The 24801-nt window shown below is 64.4% G+C and carries 22 protein-coding genes; 11 read left to right on the top strand and 11 right to left on the bottom strand.

The features are described 5' to 3' along the window. Positions 1–7 precede the first annotated feature (7 nt). The 6 genes from JQ635_RS35300 (at position 8) to JQ635_RS35275 (ending at position 6408) form a co-directional block, all read left to right on the top strand. Positions 8–1024, top strand: a complete 1017-nt coding sequence (locus tag JQ635_RS35300; protein ID WP_211414375.1) for an ABC transporter substrate-binding protein — start codon at positions 8–10, stop codon at positions 1022–1024. Further along, positions 1024–1785, top strand: coding sequence for an ABC transporter ATP-binding protein (locus JQ635_RS35295; protein ID WP_018645930.1), 762 nt, complete (start codon positions 1024–1026; stop codon positions 1783–1785). Before JQ635_RS35300 ends, JQ635_RS35295 begins: the two co-directional genes overlap by 1 nt. Positions 1786–1796: 11 nt before the next feature. Beyond that, complete coding sequence (locus JQ635_RS35290) at positions 1797–2657, top strand: ABC transporter permease (RefSeq protein ID WP_211414374.1); 861 nt, start codon at positions 1797–1799, stop codon at positions 2655–2657. Beyond that, the gene (araD, locus tag JQ635_RS35285) at positions 2654–4390 is read left to right on the top strand and encodes an L-arabinonate dehydratase (RefSeq protein WP_211414373.1); all 1737 of its coding nucleotides are present in this window, start codon (positions 2654–2656) and stop codon (positions 4388–4390) included. The genes JQ635_RS35290 and araD overlap by 4 nt, the downstream gene beginning before the upstream one ends. Before the next feature lie 132 nt (positions 4391–4522). Continuing rightward, on the top strand, positions 4523–5242 hold the full coding sequence (locus JQ635_RS35280) for a ribonuclease activity regulator RraA (RefSeq protein ID WP_211414372.1): 720 nt from the start codon (positions 4523–4525) through the stop codon (positions 5240–5242). A 74-nt stretch (positions 5243–5316) separates the two neighbouring features. Further along, on the top strand, positions 5317–6408 hold the full coding sequence (locus JQ635_RS35275) for an SMP-30/gluconolactonase/LRE family protein (RefSeq protein WP_211414371.1): 1092 nt from the start codon (positions 5317–5319) through the stop codon (positions 6406–6408). 314 nt (positions 6409–6722) lie between these two features. Here JQ635_RS35275 and JQ635_RS35270 read toward each other — a convergent pair whose 3' ends face one another. After that, positions 6723–8822, bottom strand: a complete 2100-nt coding sequence (locus JQ635_RS35270) for a S9 family peptidase (RefSeq protein WP_211414370.1) — start codon at positions 8820–8822, stop codon at positions 6723–6725. Between the two features lie 308 nt (positions 8823–9130). Between JQ635_RS35270 and JQ635_RS35265 the strand changes: the two genes are divergently transcribed. Further along, on the top strand, positions 9131–10567 hold the full coding sequence (locus JQ635_RS35265; protein ID WP_211414369.1) for an MBOAT family O-acyltransferase: 1437 nt from the start codon (positions 9131–9133) through the stop codon (positions 10565–10567). Further along, positions 10567–11670, top strand: coding sequence for a hypothetical protein (locus JQ635_RS35260; RefSeq protein WP_211414368.1), 1104 nt, complete (start codon positions 10567–10569; stop codon positions 11668–11670). Before JQ635_RS35265 ends, JQ635_RS35260 begins: the two co-directional genes overlap by 1 nt. A 246-nt stretch (positions 11671–11916) precedes the next feature. Here JQ635_RS35260 and JQ635_RS35255 read toward each other — a convergent pair whose 3' ends face one another. From JQ635_RS35255 to JQ635_RS35245, 3 genes are all read right to left on the bottom strand, one after another. Further along, on the bottom strand, positions 11917–13104 hold the full coding sequence (locus JQ635_RS35255) for a pyridoxal-phosphate-dependent aminotransferase family protein (protein WP_211414367.1): 1188 nt from the start codon (positions 13102–13104) through the stop codon (positions 11917–11919). A gap of 105 nt (positions 13105–13209) precedes the next feature. Next, a complete protein-coding gene (locus JQ635_RS35250; RefSeq protein WP_211414386.1) occupies positions 13210–13932 on the bottom strand; it encodes a thermonuclease family protein in 723 nt (240 codons plus the stop codon). A gap of 215 nt (positions 13933–14147) precedes the next feature. Then, positions 14148–15878, bottom strand: a complete 1731-nt coding sequence (locus tag JQ635_RS35245; protein WP_211414366.1) for a hypothetical protein — start codon at positions 15876–15878, stop codon at positions 14148–14150. Positions 15879–16300: 422 nt separating this feature from the next. Between JQ635_RS35245 and JQ635_RS35240 the strand changes: the two genes are divergently transcribed. Continuing rightward, complete coding sequence (locus tag JQ635_RS35240; protein WP_211414365.1) at positions 16301–17152, top strand: caspase family protein; 852 nt, start codon at positions 16301–16303, stop codon at positions 17150–17152. 200 nt (positions 17153–17352) lie between these two features. Here JQ635_RS35240 and JQ635_RS35235 read toward each other — a convergent pair whose 3' ends face one another. The 4 genes from JQ635_RS35235 to JQ635_RS35220 all read right to left on the bottom strand — a co-directional run bounded on the left by JQ635_RS35235 (position 17353) and on the right by JQ635_RS35220 (position 20047). Then, positions 17353–18246, bottom strand: a complete 894-nt coding sequence (locus tag JQ635_RS35235; RefSeq protein WP_211414364.1) for an efflux RND transporter periplasmic adaptor subunit — start codon at positions 18244–18246, stop codon at positions 17353–17355. 177 nt (positions 18247–18423) lie between these two features. Continuing rightward, complete coding sequence (locus JQ635_RS35230) at positions 18424–18594, bottom strand: hypothetical protein (protein ID WP_211414363.1); 171 nt, start codon at positions 18592–18594, stop codon at positions 18424–18426. Positions 18595–18662: 68 nt separating this feature from the next. Continuing rightward, positions 18663–19787, bottom strand: a complete 1125-nt coding sequence (locus JQ635_RS35225) for a lactonase family protein (RefSeq protein ID WP_211414362.1) — start codon at positions 19785–19787, stop codon at positions 18663–18665. 122 nt (positions 19788–19909) lie between these two features. After that, positions 19910–20047, bottom strand: a complete 138-nt coding sequence (locus JQ635_RS35220; RefSeq protein ID WP_211414361.1) for a hypothetical protein — start codon at positions 20045–20047, stop codon at positions 19910–19912. 392 nt (positions 20048–20439) lie between these two features. On the opposite strand from JQ635_RS35220, the gene JQ635_RS39295 reads away from it, so the two are divergent. Next, a complete protein-coding gene (locus JQ635_RS39295) occupies positions 20440–20562 on the top strand; it encodes a hypothetical protein (protein ID WP_260387549.1) in 123 nt (40 codons plus the stop codon). Between the two features lie 177 nt (positions 20563–20739). Here JQ635_RS39295 and JQ635_RS35215 read toward each other — a convergent pair whose 3' ends face one another. Further along, positions 20740–22437 (bottom strand): GMC family oxidoreductase, encoded by a 1698-nt coding sequence (locus tag JQ635_RS35215; protein ID WP_211414360.1) that lies wholly within the window; start codon positions 22435–22437, stop codon positions 20740–20742. A 97-nt stretch (positions 22438–22534) separates the two neighbouring features. Continuing rightward, complete coding sequence (locus JQ635_RS35210; protein WP_211414359.1) at positions 22535–22795, bottom strand: hypothetical protein; 261 nt, start codon at positions 22793–22795, stop codon at positions 22535–22537. 412 nt (positions 22796–23207) lie between these two features. Between JQ635_RS35210 and JQ635_RS35205 the strand changes: the two genes are divergently transcribed. Then, a complete protein-coding gene (locus tag JQ635_RS35205) occupies positions 23208–23723 on the top strand; it encodes a Spy/CpxP family protein refolding chaperone (protein WP_211414358.1) in 516 nt (171 codons plus the stop codon). Positions 23724–24133: 410 nt separating this feature from the next. Here the strand turns inward: JQ635_RS35205 and JQ635_RS39110 are convergent, their stop codons facing one another. Next, on the bottom strand, positions 24134–24403 hold the full coding sequence (locus tag JQ635_RS39110; protein ID WP_433996590.1) for a hypothetical protein: 270 nt from the start codon (positions 24401–24403) through the stop codon (positions 24134–24136). Positions 24404–24801 lie beyond the last annotated feature (398 nt).

Here is a 24801-nt window from a genome sequence, read left to right as displayed (position 1 = left end):
CACAACAATGATCGATCATCTTCGCAGCAAGCTTGCGGCCGCCGCCGTGATCGCCGCCGCACTTTTCGCGCCCGCGGCGCACGCCCAGCAGAAATCCGAGATCGCGCTGTCGCGCCAGCCCGGCATTTTCTACATGCCGAGCCACATCATGGAGAAGCAGAAGCTGATCGAGAAGCACGCGGCTTCGCTTGGCGTGGCGGGCGTCACCACCAAATGGATCACCTTCTCCGGCGGCGGCGCGCAGACCGATGCGCTGCTCGCGGGGGGTGTCGATATCCTCAACACCGGCACCGGCAATCTGCTGCTGCTGTGGGACCGCACCCGCGGCGGCGTGAAGGGCATCGTCGCGACCTCGGCGCAGCCGATGACGCTGATCAGCCGCGACGCCAACATCAAGTCGATCAAGGATTTCGGCCCCAGCGACAAGATCGCGGTGCCGACGGTGAAGGTTTCGACACAGGCGATCGTGCTGCAGATCGCGGCGGCTGAAGCCTTCGGCGCCGACCAATGGTCGAAGCTCGATGCCAACACCGTGCAGCTCGGTCATCCCGACGCCTATGCGGCGCTCGCCAATCCCAAGCACGAGGTGCACAACCACTTCTCGATCCCGCCGTTCACGTTCCTGGAGCTGAAGAACGTGCCGGGCGCGCATGTCGTGCTGAACTCGCCTGACGTGATGGGCGGTCCGCTCAGCCAGGCGCAGTTCTTCACCACGACCAAATTCGCCGACGCCAATCCGAAGATCATCCAGGCCGTGCGCGACGCGACCAAGGAAGCGCAGGATCTGATCCGCAGCGACACCAAGCAGGCGGTCGAGATCTACAAGGAGATCACCGGCGACAAGACCTCGGTCGAGGAGCTGCTCGATCTGCTGAAAGAACCCGGCATGATGGAGTGGAATCTCGAGCCGCAGGGCACGATGAAATTCGCCGCACATCTGTTCAAGACCGGCACGCTGAAGAACCAGCCCAAGGCCTGGACGGACTATTATCTTCCCGTCGCGCATGACCTGAAGGGCAACTGATGGCACTGCTCGACGTCAGCGGCGTGACGCTGCGCTACAAGACCTCCAGCGCTGTCGTCACCGCCACGGAAAGGGTGAGTTTCACCGTCGACAAGTCCGACCGCTTCGTGCTGCTCGGGCCGTCCGGCTGCGGCAAGTCGACCCTGCTCAAGGCCGTCGGCGGCTACATGAGCCCGAGCGAAGGCCGCATGACGATCGGCGATCGTGAGATCCACGGCCCCGGCGCGGATCGCATGATGATCTTCCAGGAGTTCGACCAGCTCCTGCCCTGGAAGAGCGTGCTTGCCAACGTCATGTTTCCGCTGCTCACCGCGCGCAAACTGTCGCGCAAGGACGCCGAGGCGAAGGCGCGGGCCTATATCGAGAAGGTTGGTCTCACCCGCGTGGTCGACGCCTATCCGCACACGCTGTCCGGCGGCATGAAGCAGCGCGTCGCGATCGCGCGCGGCATGGCGATGGAGCCGGACATTCTGCTGATGGACGAGCCGTTCGCTGCGCTCGACGCGCTGACGCGCCGGACCTGCCAGGACGAATTGCTCCAGCTCTGGAGCGAGACCAAATTCACCGTGCTGTTCGTGACCCATTCGATCGCGGAAGCGATTCGCATCGGCAACCGCATCCTGTTGCTGTCGCCGCATCCCGGCCGCGTCAAGGCCGAGGTGGTCGATGTCGACAAGGTCTCCAATGAAGACGGCAGCGCCGGCCGGCTGGAGAAGGAGATCCACGATCTCCTGTTCGCCGGCGAAGCCACCGCGCATTGAAGGAGCCTCTCATGGGCGAAGCGAGAATATTGCTGCGTGATGCGCCTGTTGCCGCCAGCGGCGCGGATGAGGTCGAGCGCAAGCTGAGCGTGGCCGAGTTGCTCTGGAACGACGGTTTTGTCCGCAAGACCGTCATCATCCTGTTCCTGGCGGCGGTCTGGGAAGCCTACGGCGTCACGCTCGACAATCCGCTGCTGTTTCCGACCTTGCATGACACGATCGCCACGCTCTACGACCGCGTCAAGGACGGCACCATTCCCATGCGTGCCTGGACCTCGCTAAAGGTCCTGTTCATGGGCTATTCGGCCGGCATCGTGCTGGCTGCGATCTTCACGATCCTCGCGATCTCGACCCGGATCGGCACCGATTTCCTCGAGACGGTCACGGCGATGTTCAACCCGCTGCCGGCGATCGCGCTGCTGCCGCTGGCGCTGATCTGGTTCGGCCTCGGCAATGGCAGCCTCGTCTTCGTGCTGATCCATTCGGTGCTGTGGCCGGTCGCGCTCAACACTCATTCCGGCTTCAAGAGCGTGTCCAACACGCTGCGCATGGTCGGGCGCAATTACGGCCTGCGTGGCCTGCCTTACGTCGCCAAGATCCTCATCCCCGCCGCCTTCGGCTCGATCCTCACTGGCCTCAAGATCGGCTGGGCCTTTGCATGGCGCACGCTGATCGCAGCCGAGCTGGTGTTCGGCGTGTCCTCGGGCCAAGGCGGGCTCGGCTGGTTCATCTTCGAGAACCGCAATCTCCTCGACATACCTGCGGTCTTCGCAGGCCTCTTGACGGTGATCATCATCGGGCTCTTTGTCGAGAACCTGATCTTCCGCGCCATCGAGCGGAACACCGTCCAGAAATGGGGCACCCAATCATGACCAAGAAGAAAACGCCCGACCAGCTCCGCAGCGCGCGCTGGTTCGCGCCCGACGATCTCCGCTCGTTCGGCCATCGCTCCCGCACCATGCAGATGGGCTACGCGCCGGAGGAATGGAAGGACCGCCCGATCATCGCGGTCCTCAACACCTGGTCGGACGCGCAGCCCTGCCACATGCACTTCAAGTCGCGCGTCGACGACGTCAAGCGCGGCATCCTGATGGCCGGCGGCCTGCCGCTGGAATTGCCGGCGCTGTCGCTGTCGGAATCGCTGCTCAAGCCGACCACCATGCTCTATCGCAATCTGCTGGCGATGGACGCCGAGGAGCTGCTGCGCAGCCATCCCGTTGACGGCGTGGTGCTGATGGGCGGCTGCGACAAGACCACGCCGGCGCTGCTCCTGGGCGCGACCTCGATGAACATCCCGGCGATCTATCTGCCGGCCGGTCCGATGCTGCGCGGCAACTGGAAGGGCAAGACGCTCGGCTCGGGCTCCGACGGCTGGAAGTACTGGGACGAGCGCCGCGCCGGAAAAATCTCCGACAAGGACTGGCTCGACATCGAGGCCGGCATCGCCCGCAGCTACGGCACCTGCATGACCATGGGCACCGCCTCGACCATGACCGCGATCGCGGAAGCGATCGGGATGACGCTGCCCGGCGCCTCCTCGATTCCCGCCGCCGACGCCAACCACATCCGCATGGCCTCTGAATGCGGCCGCCGCATCGTCGAGATGGTGTGGGAGGATCTGACACCGAAGGTGATCCAGACCCGAAAAGCCTTCGAGAACGCGATCGCGGTCGCGATGGCGATGGGCTGCTCCACCAACGCCATCATCCATCTGATCGCGCAGGCCCGCCGCGCCGGCCAGGACATCGGGCTCGACGATTTCGAGAAGGCCAGCCGCAAGGTGCCCGTCATCGCCAACGTCCGGCCGAGCGGCGACGCCTATCTCATGGAGGACTTCTTCTATGCCGGCGGCCTGCCGGCGCTGATGGGCGAGATCAAGCAGCACCTGCATCTCGACTGCATCACCGTCACGGGACAGATGGTGGCTGAGAACATCGCGCACGCCGAGGTTCACAATGCCGACGTGATCCGCTCGGTCGACAATCCCATCTACAAGGAAGGCGCGCTCGCCGTACTCAAGGGCAACCTCGCGCCCGACGGCTGCGTCATCAAGCCTTCCGCCGCCGCGCCGCGCTTCCTCAAGCACACCGGACCGGCGCTGGTGTTCGACGACTATCCCTCGATGAAGAAGGCGGTCGATGATCCCAACCTCGACGTTACCGAGGATCACATCCTGATCCTGCGCAATGCGGGGCCGCAGGGTGGCCCCGGCATGCCGGAATGGGGCATGCTGCCGATCCCCACAAAACTCGTGAAGCAGGGCGTGCGCGACATGGTGCGCATCTCGGACGCGCGCATGAGCGGCACCAGCTACGGCGCCTGCATCCTGCACGTCTCGCCGGAATCCTACATCGGCGGCCCGCTGGCGCTGGTGCAGAACGGCGACCGCATCACGCTGGACGTTGCCGCCCGCACCATCAATCTCGACGTCCCCGAAGCGGAGCTCGACAAGCGCCGCGCCGCCTGGAAGCAGCCCGAGCGCCGCTTCGAGCGCGGCTATGGCTGGATGTTCACCAAGCACATCAAGCAGGCCAATGACGGCTGCGACTTCGACTTCCTCGAGACCGATTTCGGCGCACCGATCGGCGAGCCGTCGATCTATTAGTGACCCTGTCATTCCGGGGCATCGCGAAGCGATGAGCCCGGAATCCATCGTGCCGCATTCTGTGTCGCTTGATGGATTCCGGGCTCGCGCCAAGCGGCGCGCCCCGGAATGACGAAGCAGTGAGAGCACACCATGTCCAAACTATCCGAAGCCACCCGCAACAAGCTCAAATCCGTCTCCACCGCCACGGTCGCCACCGCGTTGTTCAAGCGCGGCCTGCGCATCCAGATGATCCAGGACGTGCATCCCGTCGGTCCCGACCAGCCGACCATGGTCGGCGAGGCCTTCACGCTGCGCTACATGCCGGCGCGCGAGGACCTCAACACCATCGACGTGTTCAGGGATCGCTCGCATCCGCAGCGCAAGGCGGTCGAGGACTGTCCGCCCGGTGCCGTGCTGGTGATGGACAGTCGCAAGGATGCGCGCGCGGCCTCGGCCGGCGCGATCCTGGTGACGCGCTTGATGAAGCGCGGCGTTGCCGGCGTCGTCACCGACGGCGGCTTTCGCGATTCCGCCGAGATCGCCAAGCTCGGCATTCCCGCCTATCACCATCGTCCCAGCGCGCCGACCAATCTGACGCTGCACCAGGCGATCGAGATCAACGTTCCGATCGGCTGCGGCGATGCGCCGGTGTTTCCCGGCGACGTCATCCTCGGCGATGCCGACGGCGTCATCGTGATCCCCGCGCATCTCGCCGACGAGATCGCGAGCGAAACTTTTGAGATGACCGCGTTCGAGGATTTTGTCACCGAGGAAGTCGGCAAGGGCCGCGGCATTTTTGGTCTCTATCCGGCGACCGATCCGCAGACGCTCACCGATTTTGCGGCGTGGCGGAAGAAGAACGGCCGCTAGGGCCGATCGATCTCGCATCAAGACATGAGCCGGCGCATCAAGCGCCGGCCTTTTATCAAGCAGGGAGGACTTTTATGAATTTCACGCGACGTAACCTCATGGCCGGCGCCGGTGCGGCGGCGGCGTCCACGCTTCTCGCCCGCGCCGCCGGCGCCCAGTCGTTCGCCTTCACACCCAACCAGCGCTATCCCGATCCCGCCGTCCAGATCCTCGACCCCAGCTTCGCAAAATACCGGCTCTATTCATCGACGATCGAGCAGGTCGCGACCGGCATGCGCTGGGCCGAAGGTCCCGCCTATTTCCCCGAGGGCGGCTATCTCCTGTTCTCGGACATCCCGAACAACCGAATCATGAAGTTCGACGAGAAGACCGGGCAGACCAGCGTGTTTCGCGCCAATGCCAATTACGCCAACGGCAATGCGCGCGACCGCCAGGGCCGCCTCGTCACCTGCGAGCACTCCGTCACCCGCCGCATCACCCGCACGGAGAAGGACGGCAAGATCACCGTGCTCGCCGACAAGTTCGACGGCAAGCGGCTGAACGCGCCGAACGACATCGTGGTGAAGTCGGACGACAGCATCTGGTTCACCGACCCGCTGTTCGGCATCAACGGCGAGTGGGAAGGCAAGAAGGAGAAGGCCGAGCAGGCCACCACCAATGTCTACCGCATCGCCAAGGACGGCAAGATCAGCGCCGTCGTCACCGACCTCGTCAATCCCAACGGTCTCGCCTTCTCGCCGGACGAGAAGAAGCTCTACATCGTCGAGTGGAAGGGCACGCCCAACCGCAGCATCTGGAGCTACAATGTCGGCGACGACGGCTCGCTCAGCGGCAAGACCAAGCTGATCGACGCCGCCGACCAGGGCTCGCTCGACGGTTTCCGCGTCGATCGCGACGGCAATCTCTGGTGCGGCTGGGGCTCCAACGGCGCGCTGCAAGCCGAGCCGACCGATGTCGGTGGCCGCCGGGTGTTTCAGCTCAGGGGCAAGTCGGAGGACCTCGACGGCGTGATGGTCTTCAACCCCGAAGGCAAGCCGCTCGCCTTCATCAAGCTGCCGGAACGCTGCGCCAACCTCTGCTTCGGCGGCCCCAAGAACAACAGGCTCTACATGGCCAGCAGCCACTCGGTCTATGCGCTGTATGTCGAGGCGCACGGGGCGGTGTGAGATTGGTAGTCTTGGCAGTGTTTGGCGAGGTCTCGCCAAACTCTCAGCTGCCGTAGGGTGGGCAAAGCGAAGCGTGCCCACGGCTCTCGTCACATCGTTGAAAGATGGTGGGCACGGCGCCATGCGCCTTTGTCCACCCTACAAGGCTGTCGTCCCGGGGCGCGCAACGCGCGAGCCCGGGACCCATAACCACAGGATTGGGTGTGGCGAAGACTCGGAGTTAGCAGTTCGCGCTGCAACTACTCCTTGGGGTTATGGGTCCCCGCCTTCGCGGGGACGACCAGATGAGTGTGTGGCTATACTGGAGCCTCACCTTACGCCTCCGCCATCCCGGCGGCCCACAGCGCGAACGCATAGACGATCGCGACTTCATCCAGCCGGTCGAACCGCCCCGAGGCGCCGCCATGGCCGGCGCCCATGTTGGTGCGCAAGAGAACCGGGCCGCCGCCGCTCATGGTGGCGCGCAGGCGGGCGATCCATTTGGCGGGCTCCCAATAGGTGACGCGCGGATCGGTCAACCCGCCCATCGCCAGGATCGCCGGATAGTCCTTGGCCTCGACATTGTCGTAGGGCGAGTACGACAGGATGGTGCGAAAATCCTTCTCGCTCTCGATCGGGTTACCCCATTCCGGCCATTCCGGCGGCGTCAGCGGCAGCGTGTCGTCGAGCATGGTGTTGAGCACGTCGACGAACGGCACCTCCGCGACGATGCCGGCGAACAGCTCGCCGGCGCGGTTGGCGACCGCGCCCATCAGCATGCCGCCGGCCGAGCCGCCATGGCCGACGATGCGTTTTTCACTCGTGTATTTCGCCGCGATCAGTGCACGCGCGCTGGCGGCGAAATCATCAAAGCTGTTCGTCTTCTTCTCGCGCTTGCCGTCGAGATACCAGCCCCAGCCCTTGTCGGCGCCGCCGCGGATATGGGCGATGGCGTAAACAAAACCGCGGTCGACCAGCGACAGGCGATTGGCGCTGAACGAGGCCGGCATCGCCATGCCGTAGGAGCCGTAGCCGTAGAGCAGCAACGGCGCTGTACCGTCGAGCTTGAGCCCGCGCCGAAAAAGGATCGAGACCGGCACCTCGGCGCCATCATGCGCCTTCGCCGTGATGCGTGTGGTGACGTAGTCCGCAGCGTTGTGCCCTGACGGAATCTCCTGCCGCTTGCGCAAGGTGCGCGTGCGCTTGACCATGTCGTAGTCATAGACTTCCGACGGCGTGGTCATCGACGAATAGGCAAAGCGCAGATTCGTCGTCTCGAACTCATAGGAACCCATCGTGTCCAGCGAATAGGCGGCTTCGTCGAAGGCGATCGCGTGCTCTTCCTTGGTCGCGAGGTCACGGATCACCACCGACGGCAGCGCATTGGCGCGCTCGAGCCGCACCAGATGGCCGGCATAGAGATCGAGGTCGATGACGTAGATGCCCGGACGATACGGAATCAAATCGCGCCAGTTCTTGCGCTCGGGCGAGGCGAGCGGCGCGGTGACGATCTTGAAGTCGATGGCGTCATCGGCATTGGTGAGGATGAACAGCTCGTCGCCGCGGTCGGCGAGCGAATATTGCACGCCTTCCTCGCGCGCCGCGACGAGGCGCGGCGGCGCCTCGGGGTTGGCGAGATCGATCAGCCGCTGCTCGCTCGTCTCGTGATCGCCGCCCGCGATCACGCAGAAGCGGCCGCTGGTGCTCTCGTGCAGATGGGTGAACCAGCCGGCATCCTGCTCCTCATAGACGAGCGTGTCGTCGACCTGCTTGGTGCCGAGCTTGTGCCGCCACACCTGCATCGGCCGGTGATTGTCGTCGAGCTTCACATAGAAGAAGCTCTTGCAGTCCGCGGCCCAGACCACGCCGCCGTCGGTCTCCTCGACGAGATCGTCGAGATCCTTCCCCGTGGCCCAGTCGCGCACGCGGATCGAAAAATATTCCGAGCCCTTGGTGTCCGCGCTCCAGGCCTGCAGCTTGTGATCGTAGGAGTGCCGGCTGCCGCCGAACTTGAAATATTTGTGGTCCTTGGCGAGCGCGTCGCCGTCGAGCACGATGTCGCCGTCACCGCCGTCGCGCGGCATGCGGCCGAACAGCTCGTGCTGCCCGCCCTCGCGGAACCTGCGAAAATAGGCGAACGGGCCGTCCGGCGACGGCACGCTGGAATCGTCCTCCTTGATCCGTCCGCGCATCTCGCGCACCAGCGTCTTCTGCAAGCCCGCGGTATGGCCGAGCAGGCTCTCGGTGTAGACGTTCTCCTCGTCCAGATATTTGCGGATGTCAGGATCGAGCACTCCGGGATCGCGCAGCACCTCCTGCCACTTCTCGTCCTTCAGCCAGGCATAGTCGTCGGTCACGGCGATGCCGTGCCGGGTGAATGAATGCGGCCGGCGCGGGGCGACGGGGGGCTTCGAAGGCGTCTTGGCTTGTGTCACTCGGTCCTCATCTCAATACGTATTCGCGGTGTCGCCGTCTTTCACCTCTCCCCGCTTGCGGGGAGAGGTCGGATCGCTCTTGCGATCCGGGTGAGGGGGTACAGGTCTCTCTACAGTCTCGCCCGTGGAGAGAGCCCCTCACCCCGACCCTCTCCCCGTAAGAACGGGGAGAGGGAGAAGCAGCGGAGCGCGTTCCCTTATATCGTCCTGATTCCGCGAATTGCCAGCGTGCCTGCGCCAAGTCGCCGGGTTGTTGATTGCCTCCTTGTATGCTTTAGGGGCGATATTCCCGCCGCCGGTCCAGCCTGATGCTGTTCAATTCCTACCCGTTCATCCTGCTGTTCCTGCCGGTCGCGCTGGCCGGCTATTTCTGGCTAGGGCGGCGCAGCAATCTGACACCGGTGATCTGGCTGGCGCTGGCCTCGCTCGCCTTCTATGCGATCGGAAACTGGCAGTTCGTGGCCCTGCTGCTGATCTCGATCGCCTTCAACTACGGCGTCGGCTATCTCCTGATCGCAGCCGAACTCACGGCATCACAGCGCCGGGCGGCGCTGGTCCTCGGCGTCGCCGGCGATCTCCTCATGCTGGGCATCTTCAAATATGCCGGCTTCGTCACCGAGAACGTCAATACGCTGTTCGGCACGCATGTCGCGGTTCACATCCTGCTGCCGGTCGGTATCTCCTTCTACACGTTCACGCAGATCGCGTTCCTGGTCGATGCCTGGCGCGGGCAGGTCGCGCATTATGCTTTGCCGCATTACGCGCTGTTCGTGACCTATTTCCCGCATCTGATCGCGGGGCCGATCCTCCATCACAAGGACATGATCCCGCAATTCGAGCGGGAGGAGTCCAAGCATCCGCACGCGCATCTGATCCTGTGCGGAATCATCATCTTCGCGATCGGCCTGTTCAAGAAGACCTGCCTCGCCGACGGCATCCAGCCCTTGGTCGCGCTTGCCTTCGATGCGCGCTCGCCGAGCTTCGACCAGGCCTGGTGTGGTGCACTCGCCTACACGTTCCAGCTCTATTTCGACTTCTCCGGCTATTCCGACATGGCGATCGGCATATCGCTGATGTTCGGCATCTTCCTGCCCGTCAACTTCAACTCGCCCTACAAGGCTTTCAGCATCGTCGAGTTCTGGCGCCGCTGGCACATGACGCTGTCGCAGTTCCTGCGCGACTATCTCTACATCCCGCTCGGTGGCAACCGCCGCGGCCGCGTGCTGCGTTACGTCAATCTGATGATCACGATGCTGCTTGGCGGGCTCTGGCACGGCGCGGGCTGGACTTTTGTCGTTTGGGGCGCGCTGCACGGCGCCTATCTCTGCGTCAACCACGCCTTCAATGCGCTGGTGCCGAACGTTCCCTTGCTGCTTGCGCGTCCGGTCCGTATCGCCGGCGCCGTGCTGACGTTTCTCGCCGTCGTCGTCGCCTGGGTGTTCTTCCGCGCCGAACGGGTCGACTGGGCACTGCGCGTCCTCAGTGCGATGGTTGAGCCTGCGAATATCGTCCTTGGCCGGGAGGAGATTGCGGCGCTGGTGCAGGTCGCGATCTATGCGGCGCTGGTGTGGCTCGCGCCGAACACGCAAGACATCATGGGCTACGATCACGCCAATCGTACGGTCGGCGAGGCCCTGCGGACAGGTCGCATGAGGCCACTGGCCCTCTATGCGGCGTCGCTGGTGCTCGCGTTCGGCATCCTGGGCATCCAGAGCCACAGCGAATTCATCTATTTCCGGTTCTGATGCGCACATCATTCACCAGCGTGAAGCGTCTTCTCCTCGCCAGCGGGGTGTGCCTGCTGAGTGCCGCGGCGCTCACCTACGTCGTCGATCCCCTGCAATTGTTTCGTCCCTCGCGACTGGCGTTTTATTCTGACGACACGCGCGTGCAGAACGCCGGGCTGATCCGCAGCCAATCGTTCGACACCGCCTTCATGGGCACCTCGCTCGCGATCCATTTCCGCCAGAGCGACATCGACCGTGCGCTCGGCGTCCGCTCGCTCAAGCTGGCGATGACCGGCTCCAATTCGCGCCAGCAGGCCTTCGTGCTGGATCAGGCGATCGACCGCGGCGCGCGGCGCGTGATCTGGGCGATGGACGATTTCAGCTTCGTCGATGCGGCCGATATCGAGGCCGATCCTTATCTCTCCGTCGATCTCTATCGCGGGACGGCCAAGGGGATTGCGTCCTACGTCTTCAGCGCGGCGATGGCGAAGGAATCGCTGTTCACGGTGATGCGGTCTGTCCCGCCGCTGCGGGAGCCGCTGACCCGAGCGGCGCCTTATCTTCCCGTCAAGTTCGCGCTGGAAGACGTCGACGACATCTACGCGCTGCCGCGGAATTTCGACGTCGCGCGTGACTACAATGCGAAGAAGACGCTTGCCGCCTTCGCCTACATCACGAGTCCCGTTCGCAGCCGCTTCCTCGGCGAGGGCTACGGCTATGAGGCCATGGTCCGGCATTTCGAGCACGACGCCGTCGGCCTCATTGCGCGCCATCCGGACGTGAGCTTCGACATCTACCTGCCGCCCTATTCGATCCTGCAATTCGTCGCGATGCGCGACGCCTCACCCGAGACGCTGAAGATCGTCACCGATCTCACGGCGCATATCGCGCAGCGATTGACGCAGTTGCCCAATGTGCGTCTGCACGATTTCCGAGCGATCAAGGCGGTGACGCACGATCTCGATAATTACAGCGACGTCATCCACCATTCGCCGGTCGTGGATGCGATGGTGCTGAAATGGCTGGCGAGCGGGGAATACCGCGTCGATCCGAAAGCGCCGCTGGTGTCGCTGGATCAGTTGAAGGCGCAGGTCGAGGCGTACCGCGTGCCGCGGCAGTAGCCCGCATGAGCAAAGCGACATGCGGGGCCTCGCGCAGCATCCCGGGTGTCGCTTCGTTCACCCGGGCTACGAGCGCCGATCTTCCCCTCTCCCCTTGCGGGAGAGGGTGGCTCGCCGCGGAGCGGCGAGACGGGTGAGGGGTATCTCTCCGCGTGCGAAACTGCTTGTTGAGTTCGCGGAAACAACCCCTCATCCGGCGCTTCGCGCCACCTTCTCCCGCAAGGGGAGAAGGAAGAAACCGGCGCCTTACGCCGCCACCTCTTCACCGAGATACGCGACCGCCGCCTCAAGCCCGCCCTTGCCATGCGGGATCTTCAGCGCGTTCAAGCCGATCTCAATCACCCCCAGCGTACCGAGCAGCATTGGCGCGTTCACATGCCCCATATGGGCAATGCGGAAGGCTTGTCCGGAGAGATCGCCGATGCCGGTGCCGAGCACGACGCCGCATTTGTCTTTGCAATAGCGCTGCAGCACTGCGGGATCGTGGCCGTTGCCCATGGTCACCGTGGTCACGGTGTTGGAGCGCTCGCTGGCCTCCGCGACGTTGAAGCCGAGTACCTGGCCCTCCGACCACATCGCAACCGCGCGGCGCGCGGCTTCGCCGAGCAGGCTGTGGCGGCGGAAGGCGTTTTCAAGCCCTTCCTCGTGCAAGAGGTCGATCGCCTTGCGCAGCGCGAACAACAGATGCACCGGCGCGGTGCCGGCATATTTGCGATAGTTCTCGGTGCCCTCGCGCTCGCTCCAGCTCCAATAGGGCGTCGACATGTTCGCCTTCTTGTGCACCTCGAGCGCGCGCGCATTGGCGGAGACGAAGCCGAGGCCGGGCGGCGTCATCAGGCCCTTCTGCGAGCCGGACATCGCGACGTCAACGCCCCATTTGTCCATCTCGAACGGCATGCAGCCGAGCGAGGCGACGGTGTCGACCATATACAGCGCGGGATGGCCGCTCGCCTTGATCGCCTTGCCGATCGCCTCGATGTCGTTCTGCACGCCCGAGGCCGTGTCGACCTGGACGACGACGACGGCCTTGATCTTGTGCTCCTTGTCGCGGCGCAGGCGTTCTTCGACCTCGTGCGGCCGCACCGCGCGGCGCCAGTCACCCTTGAGCACCTCGACCTCGGCGCCCATCAGCGCGGCCGCATTGCCCCAGCCGATCGCGAAGCGTCCGCTCTCCAGCACCAGCACCTTATCGCCGCGCGACAGCACGTTGCTCAGCGCCGCTTCCCAGGCGCCGTGACCGTTGGCGATGTAGATGTAGGATTTGCCCTTGGTCGCAAACAGCTTCGAGATGTCCGCGAGCAGGGTATCGGTCAGCTCGTGCATCTCCTTGGAGTAGATGTCGATCGCCGGACGGTGCATCGCCCGCAGCACCTCGTCGGGCATCGTGGTGGGCCCGGGGATGGCCAGAAATTCCCGGCCCGCGCGAACGGTCATTGCATTGGTCCTTGTTGCTTGAGAACAGGATGGTGGGTTGCTGAGTCTCACTATTACGCGGCGTTGGACGCCAAGAAAAGCGCGCAAAACGCAGGTCTGGGGCTCTTATCTCTTGGTTTCCCGACACCCGGCGGCTTCCGCCTCCTCCACCGAGCAGAACCAGCGGGTGCCCTTGCTGATCTTCATCTTGATCTGGGTGTACCAGCGGCTGGTCGGCTGGTGATAGATGCACTCGCCGGTGCTGTTCACATTGCCCTTGATGGTGCAGTCCGGCGAGGGCGCGACCGGCCCCGAGGCGGAGGCGAGCAGCACGGCATGCGCTCCCTCCGGCGGCTTGGTGGCGCCCAGGATGGCGGTCTTCTTGTTGCGCACGCGCCAGTCCCAGGGCGCGATGAAGGCGCCTTGCCACATGCCGGCCTTGGCCTCACGCGCGGCGGCTTCGTCGGCGTCGTAGTCATGGGAGACGCGGGTGTAGGCCAGTGCCCAGCCGTTGCGCACCAGCCATTTCTGGATGTCCTCGCCGCCGACCTCGCAGCGCGCGACCGTGCGGCCGCGCCGGTCGATCGCACGGGTGTGGCAGACCCAGTTCTTGCCCTCGGTGTATTTGGCGAGTTCCTCGCGCGCGGCCACGCCACAGGTCCAGCGCTCGCTCTTGGTGTTGAGACAGAGCTGGTCGGACGATGGCGCGTCGATGCCGCCGAGCCGGACTCGCGTGTTGCCGATCACGACGGAATCGCCGTCGCGGACCTTCGCCGTGCCGGTGATGTCGGCGGCCAGGGCGAGCGATGGGGCGAGCAAGGACAGCGCAATCAGGACTTTTCGCAGCATGCCGGTCCAGGTGTTCAGGAAAATCTCGATAAGCCGCGCAATTGTGGTCGGCTTTTGGCCGCCGGACCAGCATATGCCTGACAGTTGGGCTTTCAACTTCCTGTCATTGCGCAAGGTCTCGTATTGGCAAAGCGGAGTGTGCCCACCACGGCTAGCGCCGTGGAAGATGGTGGGCACGGCGCGCGAAGAGCGCGCCTTTGCCCACCCTACGAGACCTACCCCCGCCCCGCCATCGCCCGCTTTGCTACCGCCAGCCCCATCAGCACGAACGCCGAGGTCACCTCCGACCCACCCACCAGGATCCGCGTCGGCGTCTTCATCTTGTTCCATTCATAGGCGCGGAACGGGCCGCGACGGCCGCCTTCACCGAGGCTTGCGATGATGACGTTCAATGCCGGTGCAAAGGCACGCGGGTCGGCGCCGAGATGGCCGAGCGCGATCAGCGCCAGCGCGGCGTCGAACACGTTCATCTCTGCGGCCATCAGTTCGCCCTTGACGTAGGAGAGCACGCGATGGCGGATGAAATCGAAATCGCCGTCGGGATCGATCGCCGCCTGCGCCGCCAGCGGCAGCGCCAGGAACGCTGCGTAGCAGCGGCCGAAATAGGCGCTGTAGAGCTCCGGCAGATAATAGATGTGCGAGCGCGGATTGGCGAAGGCGCCGCTCGCCGCCAGCCGCTTTTGGAAACCGATGATCCGATGCACGGTGGCGAGTCGCGCCGGAGTCTCCAAAACCTTCCAGCGCGCCAAATTGCGGAAGCTCACCTCGAGAATGTCGAGGTTGAGCGTCGGATCGAGATCATTGCCATAGGGCCGCTCGCCCCTGAGATTGTCGATCCAGGTGGCGACCCCGCCCTCGTAGTCGATGTTGTCGTTGAGCGGCACGGTCACGCGCGGTTCGTTGACGCCGGCCCGCACCTGGTAGCCGGCGTAGAAATCCAGCAGCGGCTGGTCGATGATCGCATCAAGGCAGCCGGCCTGTGTCGCCGCCGAGATCGAGCACGCCGTGGTGTCGCAATCCGGCACATAGATGCCGAAGCCGAGCTCCTGCTTGATCTGGGCGAAGAAGCGGGAAAAGCGCGGATGCGGCGCCGGTGCCAGCGCCGTGATGACGTTGAAGCGCGCGCCGTCCGTGCCCTCGACCTCTTCGCGGCTGATATTGACGCAGAAATCGACCATGTCGGCGATCGCGCGCTCCGCCGCCGTCTTGTCCGTTGGCGAGGCGAGCCCGGTCTCGACATAGCTGAGCAGCGCCTCGATGAAGAACGCATCGTAATAGGCCGAGCGGTGACGGATCTGCACCGGCTCCCACATCGGCTCGGCGATGCCTTTCCAGGGCGGATTGACGACGGCGGACGCGGGCGAGCGTGCAATGAAGACGCGCGCGAGGTTGAACAGCAGCGAGGAGTTCCTGTAGCCGCGCGCGTTCAGCCCCGTCAGCGCCATGATCAGCTCGCGTCCGCGAAAATCGGGATCGCCGATCAGGTTGAAGGCGGCATAGGTCGGCAGGAAGCCGTTCTTGCGGTACGAGCCGAGCAGGTGCTGCGCGCAGTCGCGGATCACGCCGTCGATCTCTGAGGTCTGCGGCATGGTGCCGGTGAACATTGCCGGCGGCGGCTTGGGATGGTCGAGCGCGATGCTGTCGACGAGATCGGCCACGGGCTGGCCGACCGCCACCCAATCCGGCTCGGCATCATCGCGGGCGCGAGTGAGCGCCTCGCGCAGCCGGGTCAGCTTCGCCTCGTCGCGAAGCTCGGGCAGTCCGGCGCGCCGCAGCAGCATCCGCAATGCGGGATTGCCGAGCGCGGTCTTGTAGAATTTTGCCAGATGCGGATCGCCGCTGGCGCTGGCCGCCAGCACGGGATCGCAGACCTCATAAAGAGAGGGGCCGTCCTTCCGCGCCGTCAGCGCCCGGCAGGCGGCGCCGGCAAAATAATGAAAGCTCATGAAATACCTGGTCGCGGGGCCTTGCCCGGGGGCGGCGAGCGTGCACCCGACCGCCCGCCACCCCCTGCAAGTCTTTGAAAAGCTACCCGGATTCGCAGGAAAAACAAATGTGATGGACGTCACGGAAATAACAGGCACGGAGCCTGCATGATCGGCCCCCGCAGGGGTACGGGGATGCCATCAATCGAGAAAATCGGCTTGGAGAATTAGCTAATAGCTTCAGTGACTTAGCTCAAATTTTGGACGATCTATTGCCGGCAGGGCGATATCCGGTTAAGGGTTTGTTTGGTGCGGCGCCGCAAATTGCGCGCAATTCGGGGGCACTCCCCGGGCCAATCCCTCAAACCTAAAGACGCTATCGCGCTACTCAAACAGTGTGCGCGCGCTTGGCTGGTCTTTGGCACTGACAGGAATGAACCGAGATGAATGTAAGGCAGCTCGACATTTCCCGACGCACCATCGCGGTGGCCGCAGCCCTCATCGGCACGGTGTCGCTCGTGATCGGTGCCCATGCTGCCCTCAACATGCGTGCGCTGGACGCGGCCAAGGCCGTCACGACCGACCAGATCACCGGCTCGATCGGCCAGACCTCGCGCCTCGCCCTCGTCATCGGCAATGGACATTATCCCGACGCCAGCGCGCCGCTGACGCAGTCGATCAATGACGCCCGCGCGCTGTCCTCGTCCCTGCGCAAGAACGGCTTTGACGTCGACATGGTGGAAGACGCGACCAAGGACGACATGGTCCGCGCCGTCAATCGCCTGAAGTCCCGCATCAAGCGCGACACGGTCGTTATGCTGTTCTTCGGCGGCTTCGGCGTGCAGGCCGGACGCGAGAGCTACATGCTGCCGGTCGATGCCGTGATCTGGAAGGAAAGCGACGTTCGCCGCCACGGCGTCTCCATCGAGGGCGTGCTCGAGATGATGAAGGAGCAGGGCGCCAAGGCCAAGCTCGTCGTCGTCGACGCCTCCCGCCGTAACCCCTACGAGCGCCGCTTCCGTTCCTACAGCCACGGCCTCGCGCCGATCAGCGCGCCCGACAATGCGCTGATCCTCTCCTCGGCCTCGCCCGGCAAGGTCGTCGACGACGGCAAGGGCGAGCACAGCGTGCTGGTCGGCGAGCTGCTCGGCAATCTCAATGCGCAGAGCGGCAGCGCCGAAGCCGTCTTCAACAAGACCCGCGTCGCCATCTCCCGCGCCTCCGAAGGCGGCCAGGTCCCGACCGTGTCGTCCTCGCTGCTCGAAGACGTCCATTTCGGCGAAGCCGGCGGTTAGTTCTCTCAATTTCGCGAAGTCTCGTGCCCCGGACGCGTCGCATCATGCAATGATGCGACGCTGAGCCGGGGCCCATTCTTTTTGGCCTATCATTCGGTGAGAGATGGGTCCCGGCTCTGCGCAGCAGCCATAGCGCGTCGAAGACGCGCGTGAACGCGCTCTTGGCACGCTGCAGCGCGTCCGGGACACGATCGTGGCTGCTACTTCGCCGCTTCCGCGCTCGCCATCGCCGGGCGCACGGGATCGCCTTCGCGGAGCAGCGCGCCGGCGCGGGCGACGACGACGTCGCCTTCGTTGAGGCCGTCGCGGACCTCGATATTGCCGCCCGACATCAATCCGATCTCGACGCGCTTGGTTTCGACGCGGTTGCGGCGGATCACCTGCACCACGGTGCCGGCGGACGAATATTGCACGGCGGTGAGCGGCACCGCGACGTTGCAGCTCTGGCCGGTCTTGATCAGCGCGCGCCCGCTCGCATTCAGCAGCAGCCGCTTCTGCGAGGAGATGCCGATATAGACCATGCCCTGCTGGATGTTCGGCTCGACGGTCGGCCCGATGCGGCGCACCTTGCCCTCGAGGTCGCCGGCGCCGGCGATCCGCACGGTCGCCGGCTGGTTGACGGCGAGCTTGCGCACGTCGGTGGTCGCGACCAGGCCGACGAGATCGTATTCGCTGCGTGCCACGATGGTGAACAGCGCCTCGCCCTTGGCCGAGGCGAAACTGCCGATCTGGGCCGTGGAGGTGGCGATCACGCCCGCCACGGGAGCGGTAACCTGAAGCGTGCCGCCTTCGGGCAGCGCCAGGCGTGCCAGCACCTGGCCGGCCGTGGTGGTGTCGCCGGCTTCGGCCAGAACCTCCGTCACCTTCAGGCCCGGACGTTCGGGCCGCACCGAGGTTTCCTCGCGCGCGATGATGGTGCCGGTGGCCTCGACGATGTCGGAGAAGCACGACTTTGCGACCTTGAGCACCGTGACCGCCGGCCCCTTGGGCGCGTCGTCGTCGGCGGCAGGCGCGCCTTGCACGCCGAGGACGAGCGCTCCGGCGATGGCGGCGGGATACAGGCTTCGAACGACGGCACGGGACAAAGGGCGCATTGGAAATTCCACGGGGGCTATGCCTCCAAGCGATAGCAGATGGCGGGGGCCCGGACTACGGCAGCGTTGTCCCAAAGCGGGATGCCGCGCCGCCCGAGCTGACACGGCAAGTCCTTGATTAGTCGCGGAATTAGGAAACAGGTTCGCTGCCGGCCAAGCTGGCCCCGAGGGGACCGCTCAGCTCCGGCGATCGCCGAGAAGCCTGCCGGTGGAACGGTCGATCAGATGCAGCCGCGTGCAGGCCGGGCACGACACGGACACGTGCGTGCGATCGGCCGGCGCGTCGTCGAGCCGATGCTGCACGTTCATGCCGGTCTGAGGGCATTTGAAGAGGATATGGCGGTCCATGACCGCCATATGACGACAACGCAGGGTCTGCGAAATTACGGATGTTTACGTAGGTCGGTCGCGTCCCTTCACGGCAGGCTCAGGAATTCCACCCAGTTCGGCTTCTTGCCGGTGGGGTAGGATTTCAGCTTGGCCAGCGCGCCGCTGCCCTGGTCGATCGCATAGACGGTCATGCCGTCGGAGAGTTCACCGACCGCGGCAAGGTAACGCCCGCTGGGATCGATGTTGAAGGCGCGGGGCTGCTTCTCGGTCGGCACGCTGCCGATCGTGGTCAGCTTGCCGCTGGCTGCGTCCACCTTGTAGGCGGCGATCGTGTTGGTGGTGCGCTCGGAGGCGTAGAGGAAGCGGCCATCAGGCGTGATGTGGATATCGGCGGCCCAGGGTTTTCCGGTGAACCCTTCAGGCAGCGCGGTGGTGCGCTGGATCTCGTCCCATGCGCCGCTCCTGGCTTCATAGGTGAACGCGGCGACATCGCCGTTCAGCTCGTGGAGGAGATAGACGAACTTGCCATTGGGGTGAAACACGAAGTGCCGCGGCCCCGATTTTTCCGGCAGCTTGTAGGCCGGCGGATCGCTCGGCGTGAGCGCGCCGGTGGTGGGCTCGAATGCAAAGCTCAGCACCTGGTCGGAGCCGAGATTGGTTGCGAACACGAAGCGGTTGTCGGGCGAGGGCAGGAAGGCGTGCGCGTTCAGCCCGGTCGGGATCACCTGCGTCGGCGCAGCAACCACGCCGTTCGCTCCAAGCGGATTCACCGCGACCTTGTTGCCGCCATAAGAGGCGCTGAACAGCACCTTGCCGCCGCGATCGGTAGCAATGTGGGCCATGCTGTCGGCGAGCGGCCCGTTGCCGATATGGCTGAGCTGGCCCGTCTTGGGGTCGATCGAAAAGCTCACCGCCTGGAACGGCTGCGAGCGGACGCCGGCGATCAGCACGCGGTGGTCGGGCGTGATCGCGAGCGGCGTCGAGGAGCCCGGCTTCTCCACGCCGGCGAAGGCGGCGGTCTGCACCGGTGTCATCTCGCCGTTCTCGGCCAGCTTGAACACGCTGATGTCGTTGCTGTCGGCGTTGCCGACATAGGCGAAGGTCTCGGCCATGCCGGCACGGGCTCCCAAAGTGAGGGCGAGGAAGGTGAGTGTGGTGGCGATCGCAGCGCGGGGCGTTCCGGACGCGATGCGGCGGGTCGGACTCGACATGGGCGTTCTCCTCAGGGCAATGCAGCGTTGTCGTTTTGCCCGGGAGAATAGCGGGCGGCACGTTGCCGCACCAAACTCCAATTGAGATCGATCGATGCCGAAATTGTATCGGTTGTGCCGGGCTATCGCACCGCCGCCGTCACATTGCGCGAGGGCAGATGCGGGCCGGCCGGGCGGTCCGGCGGCCCGAGCACGGTCCACACGGCGACCGCGAGCATGGCGCAGGTCAGCATCGTCCAGGCGACCAGTCGTTTTCGCATCAGGCCAATCCCCGTCCGTTAAATGCATGCGGCGACGCACGCAGGTACATCGTGCACTGCAACGGACGACGCTTCTATGAACTCGTTCACAGGCGAAAACAGCGCGGGTGCGAACGAACCAATGCCGCGCGTGGGCATCCCGAAGGCAAGCCGATATGGGCGGCAAGCATGCTGGTCTGGCCGGCCAGCCCAGGCTGCCGCCGCGCCCGCACGAAGGCTCGCGTGATGAGGATGTCGTGGCAAAGCGCCACACCGGTGAAACCGATCGCGCATCGCCGCCGACCAAATCAAAATAGCGCCTCGCCCGCGCCGCACTTGCATCGGGAACGGCAGCCTCGCCTTGCCGTTACCCTGATCCCGCAGGCGGAGGACGCCAGAACGGAGGGTGGCACGTGTTTTGGATTTATTGGGACACCGCCTGGTCGATCATCATCAGCGGCATCATGTTCACCACCATCGTCACGCATCCCGACGCCGAGTTCGCCGAGATCCGTGCCGCCAAGCAGGTGAAATGAGCCGGTCGCGTGAGCCAGTCTGTAGGGTGGGTTAGCCGCTCACGCCCTGGCTCGTTCGCCGCGAACAGTGCAAGGCGTAACCCATCACTCTCCACGCGAGACCGGCGGTGGGTTACGCGCCGCGGACTGCGCTTCGCGCAACCGCGGTGCTAACCCACCCTACAAAGCGTGACGAAGTCACTGCACCATCGCCGCTGCGATCTTCTCCGCCGTCATCAGCACCGGAAAATTGGTGTTGGCGCATGGCACCACCGGGAAGATCGAGGCGTCGACGACGCGCAGGCCCTGGATGCCCTTGACGCGGCCCTGGTTGTCCACCACCGCCATCGGATCGTCGGCGCGGCCCATGCGGCATGAGCAGGAGGCGTGCCAGACGCCGATGGTCGCCTTGCGCACGAAGGCTTCCAGCGCCTCGTCGTCGTTGATCACGTCGTCGAAGGTAAAGCCTTCGACCACGAAATTGTCGATCAGATAGTGGCGCAGCGCCGCCGGACCGTCCATCAAGGTTGCCGCGATCCTGGTCAGGATCTTGTTTCCAGTGTTGACCACGCCGATCTTGCGGACCTTGTCGGTATAGGCGGCCGGGAACGGCTTGTCCGTCACCTTCCTGACGATCTCGCTCATCTGCACCGCCGCCATCTTGCGGAAGCCGCTCATCAGGCGATCGAGGTCGCGCCGGTCGGACAGCAGATTGAACTCGACGATCGGCTCGGCCGTGGGATCGCGCGCGGCAAGCCTGACCTGTCCGGTCTCCGAATAGGTCTTGTTGACGAAGGTGAGCAGCGAGCCGATCTGTGCGCCGACCGCGTGCCAGGCGGATTTGCTGAGCACGACGACGAACATGTCGCCCTTCGGCACGCCGGGGAGTCCCGAGGAATAGCGCAGGCCCAGCTGCATGTGGCGTCTTGTGTGCTCGTTCATGCGCGCGCCGCGGCGGACGAAGGACGACAGCGAGATCGAGGGATGATCCATCAGCCGCTGGCCGACGCCCGGCAGGCCCATCAGCACGGGAATGCCAAGATCCTTGAGGTGGCCGACCGGCCCGATGCCGGCGCGCAAGAGATGCGCCGGCGAATGGATCGCGCCGCTGGAGAGAATGATCTCGCGTCCGCGGAATTCCCGCTCACGCCCGCCGACCACGGCCTTCACGCCGACGCATTGCGTGCCTTCGAACAGCAGCTGGCGCACTTGCGTGTTGGTGGAGATGGTGAGGTTGGCGCGCTGGCGCGTGTCGCGACAAAGATAGCCCATCGCGGCCGAGACGCGCTGCTCGGCCTGGTTGGAGTGCGTCACCGGGAAATAGCCGTCGACGAACTCGCCGTTCTGGTCGGCCACGAATGGATGCCCGGCCTGCTGGAAGGCTTGCGCGAACGCCTCCGAGTGCCGCGTCCAGTGCTCCCTGGGAATTCTGCGCACCGGAATGCGGCCGTCCTTGCCGTGATAGGGCCCGTCGAAATCGAGATCGCGCTCGACCTTCCTGAAGAACGGCAGCACGTCGTTCCACGTCCAGCCCTCGGCGCCGCGCGCATCCCACTCATCGTAATCGGTCGGCGCGCCGCGATTGGCCATCTGGCCGTTGATCGAGGAGCCGCCGCCCAGCACGCGCGCCTGCTCGTATTTGCGCAAGGGCGGACGCGCTTCGTTCGGATTGTTGTGGCTGACGACCTGCGTCGTGACCTTGAGCTCGGTCCAGTGAAAGCGCGGATCGAAATAGGCGGTGCCCGGATAGCTGTCCCTGATCTCGGCCGGCTCGTTGCCGGGTGGCGTGTCCTGTCCGGCTTCGCACAGCAGGACCTTGTTGGCGCTCCTGGCGGAGAGCCGGTGGGCCAGCACGGACCCCGCCGAGCCGCCGCCCACGATAATGTAGTCGTACACGATTGGCGCTTCCTCTTGTTCTTGCACGAGGAGGCTAGCGTGGATTTATCGTGAGGTCACGCCCCGGCCCATGCAGGCGGCGGATGACATCAAGACCCTATTGCAGGACCTTCGGCATGACCACGACGACGTCGACCTGCTTGTTCAGCACGCGCGATGCGACCGCGGCGATGAGAGGCGAGTAGCCATCCTCGATGTCGGAGGCGACGTCCTCGCTCCTGGCGAAGGCGTAGAGCATCGTCCCCTCGATCTCGTCGAAGCGGATGCCCGCGAAGACGCGATCGAATGTCTCGGCGCCGGCGATTCCTGCCATGAGCGCCTGGATGGCCTGGTCCTGGATCAGTGTGAGCTTCATCATGCCGAAGAGATATGGAACATCTTCCGGGATGCAAGATGCGCAGGAATGTTCTCGGCGCTCATGACTCGGTCGGCTTCGCTGTGCCGTTGTGCTGCTGCCTCAGCCCGCGGGCCGGGTCGTCTGCGGCAAAGGCGGCTTGCGCTCCGGAAGCTTCTTCTCCTACGGCTTCTCATAGGCGCGTCGCTGCCTCATTTCACGAAAGACGCCTTCACGCTGTCGCCGCCGGCACGGCAGGGCTGAAGGCGTCCGCTCGTCAGAATGGTGGCGCAAGAACGGACATGCCGCAGGTCGTCTTGCTCGGCCTGCGCGCCACAATTCCTTTTCCAAGTCCCTTGATTTGAATCAATGTGACATCGCCCTGCCGACCATTGTTGGCGTGGTGCCTGGGGGCTGCTCACCTAGGAGGTCGCCGATGATGAAAATAGTAGTGATCGGAGCAGCCGCACTCCTTCTTGCCGCACCGTCGATTGCCAGCGCGCAAGCTCCGTCCCCTGCGACGCCAGAACGCCTAAACGCGGTGGACCGGAATACGCTGGTGGACATGCGGATCGATTTGACCAAGGCTGCGTTGCAGCTGACACCTGACCAGGAAAAACTCTGGCCGCCTGTCGAGAGCGCCATTCGTGCCAGAGCGGAGGATCGGAAGGCCCGTGTTGCAAAAATCTCGGAAACAGTGGGTCGACGGGCCGACCAAAATGCCGTCGAAACGATGCGTAATCGTGACCCCATCGCCTTCCTGCAACGACGCTCGGAGGCATTGGCTCAACGATCCGCCGATTTGGATAAGCTCGCCGAGGCGTGGCAGCCACTCTACAAGACCCTCAATCCCGAACAGAGGCAGCGCATGGGGGCCCTCGCGGTCCTTGTCCTTCACGACATGAGCGATGTCGTGGAACGACGTCGTGCGCAGGCCGAGGATGAAGACTGAAGCAGGATGTTGATTCATACCCGCCGCGTGATGGTCTGAACCTGCGCGGCTAACTGACTTTAAGCCTGGGGATGTCCCCTTTGCCAAGGTCGACATCCCCAGGCCGCATTCAAAGTGCTGTAGCCGACCAACGTGGCGGCAACCCGCGGCAGCGTCAGTGTTCACATCGTCAGTCTCGCCGGAAGCGCATAACCAAAGGCGCGAGAGGCCGCGCATCTGTTCGAAGCGAGCGGTTGAAGAGACGAAAGCAGCTTTCGTTCGCTGCACTTGCGCGTGCACCGGCGTCGTTGCCTGTCCAGGCACAGCAAGCGCCCGTGGAAGCGCCGGTTTGCTCTGCGATCAGAACGAGCCGCGAGGCCTGAGTGAAACTGCTGGGGACCGCGGCATCGAACCCGAGGTCCAGAAGTTTCTCAGCGGCACACGTAGGAGCCGTTCACCAGTACGCGCACACAGGCCGTACCGGCGGCCGCCGCGCCGACCGCAGCTCCCCCTACGACTGCCCGTCGCGTCTGTCTGCGAGCAACGCCTGCGACGCTCGCCGGTGTTGCCGGTCGTCCGACCCTTGCTTCTGCGCTTTGTATGAGTGACAGGCCGTCGCTTTCCGACCAATTGATCGCGCCGAATCCGCAAGCCAGCCCGATTGCTACGAATGCGAGCTGCATTCCGCGAGTCCGCGTCATCATGAGCCTCCTCGTGGCCAATGTACCTTGCCTGGCGATACTTCTCCCCATGGCGAATGCGTCGCTTGATCTACATCAACGGGGAGAAGCCATGTTGGACGAGGTCGCCATTCGGAAGTGTGGCGCCTCGGTGGCTTTCCCCGTGGAAAGATCGTGCGTGCCGTTTCGCCTAATCGGGACAAGCGGCTTTGGTGGAACCTCCGTCCTGATCGTCGGCCAGCCAGGACTGGATGCGAGACGCCGGAATGAGCTGCTTGGGAGAATGCGGATTGATCGTGCCAGCTAACAGGACCAAGCCGTCCTCAAGCTTTGATCGAGCGAACGCCTTGGCCTCGGGCTCGGTCGCAAACGTCCTCGTTTCGTTGGGACTTCGCGGCTTCCGGAGCAGGCCATGTCTG

The sequence above is a fragment of the Bradyrhizobium iriomotense genome (genome assembly GCF_018130765.1).
GTDB classification, from domain to species: domain Bacteria; phylum Pseudomonadota; class Alphaproteobacteria; order Rhizobiales; family Xanthobacteraceae; genus Bradyrhizobium; species Bradyrhizobium iriomotense_A.
The sequence above is the reverse complement of the archived record's forward strand: the minus strand, read 5'-3'. Positions and strand labels throughout refer to the sequence as shown.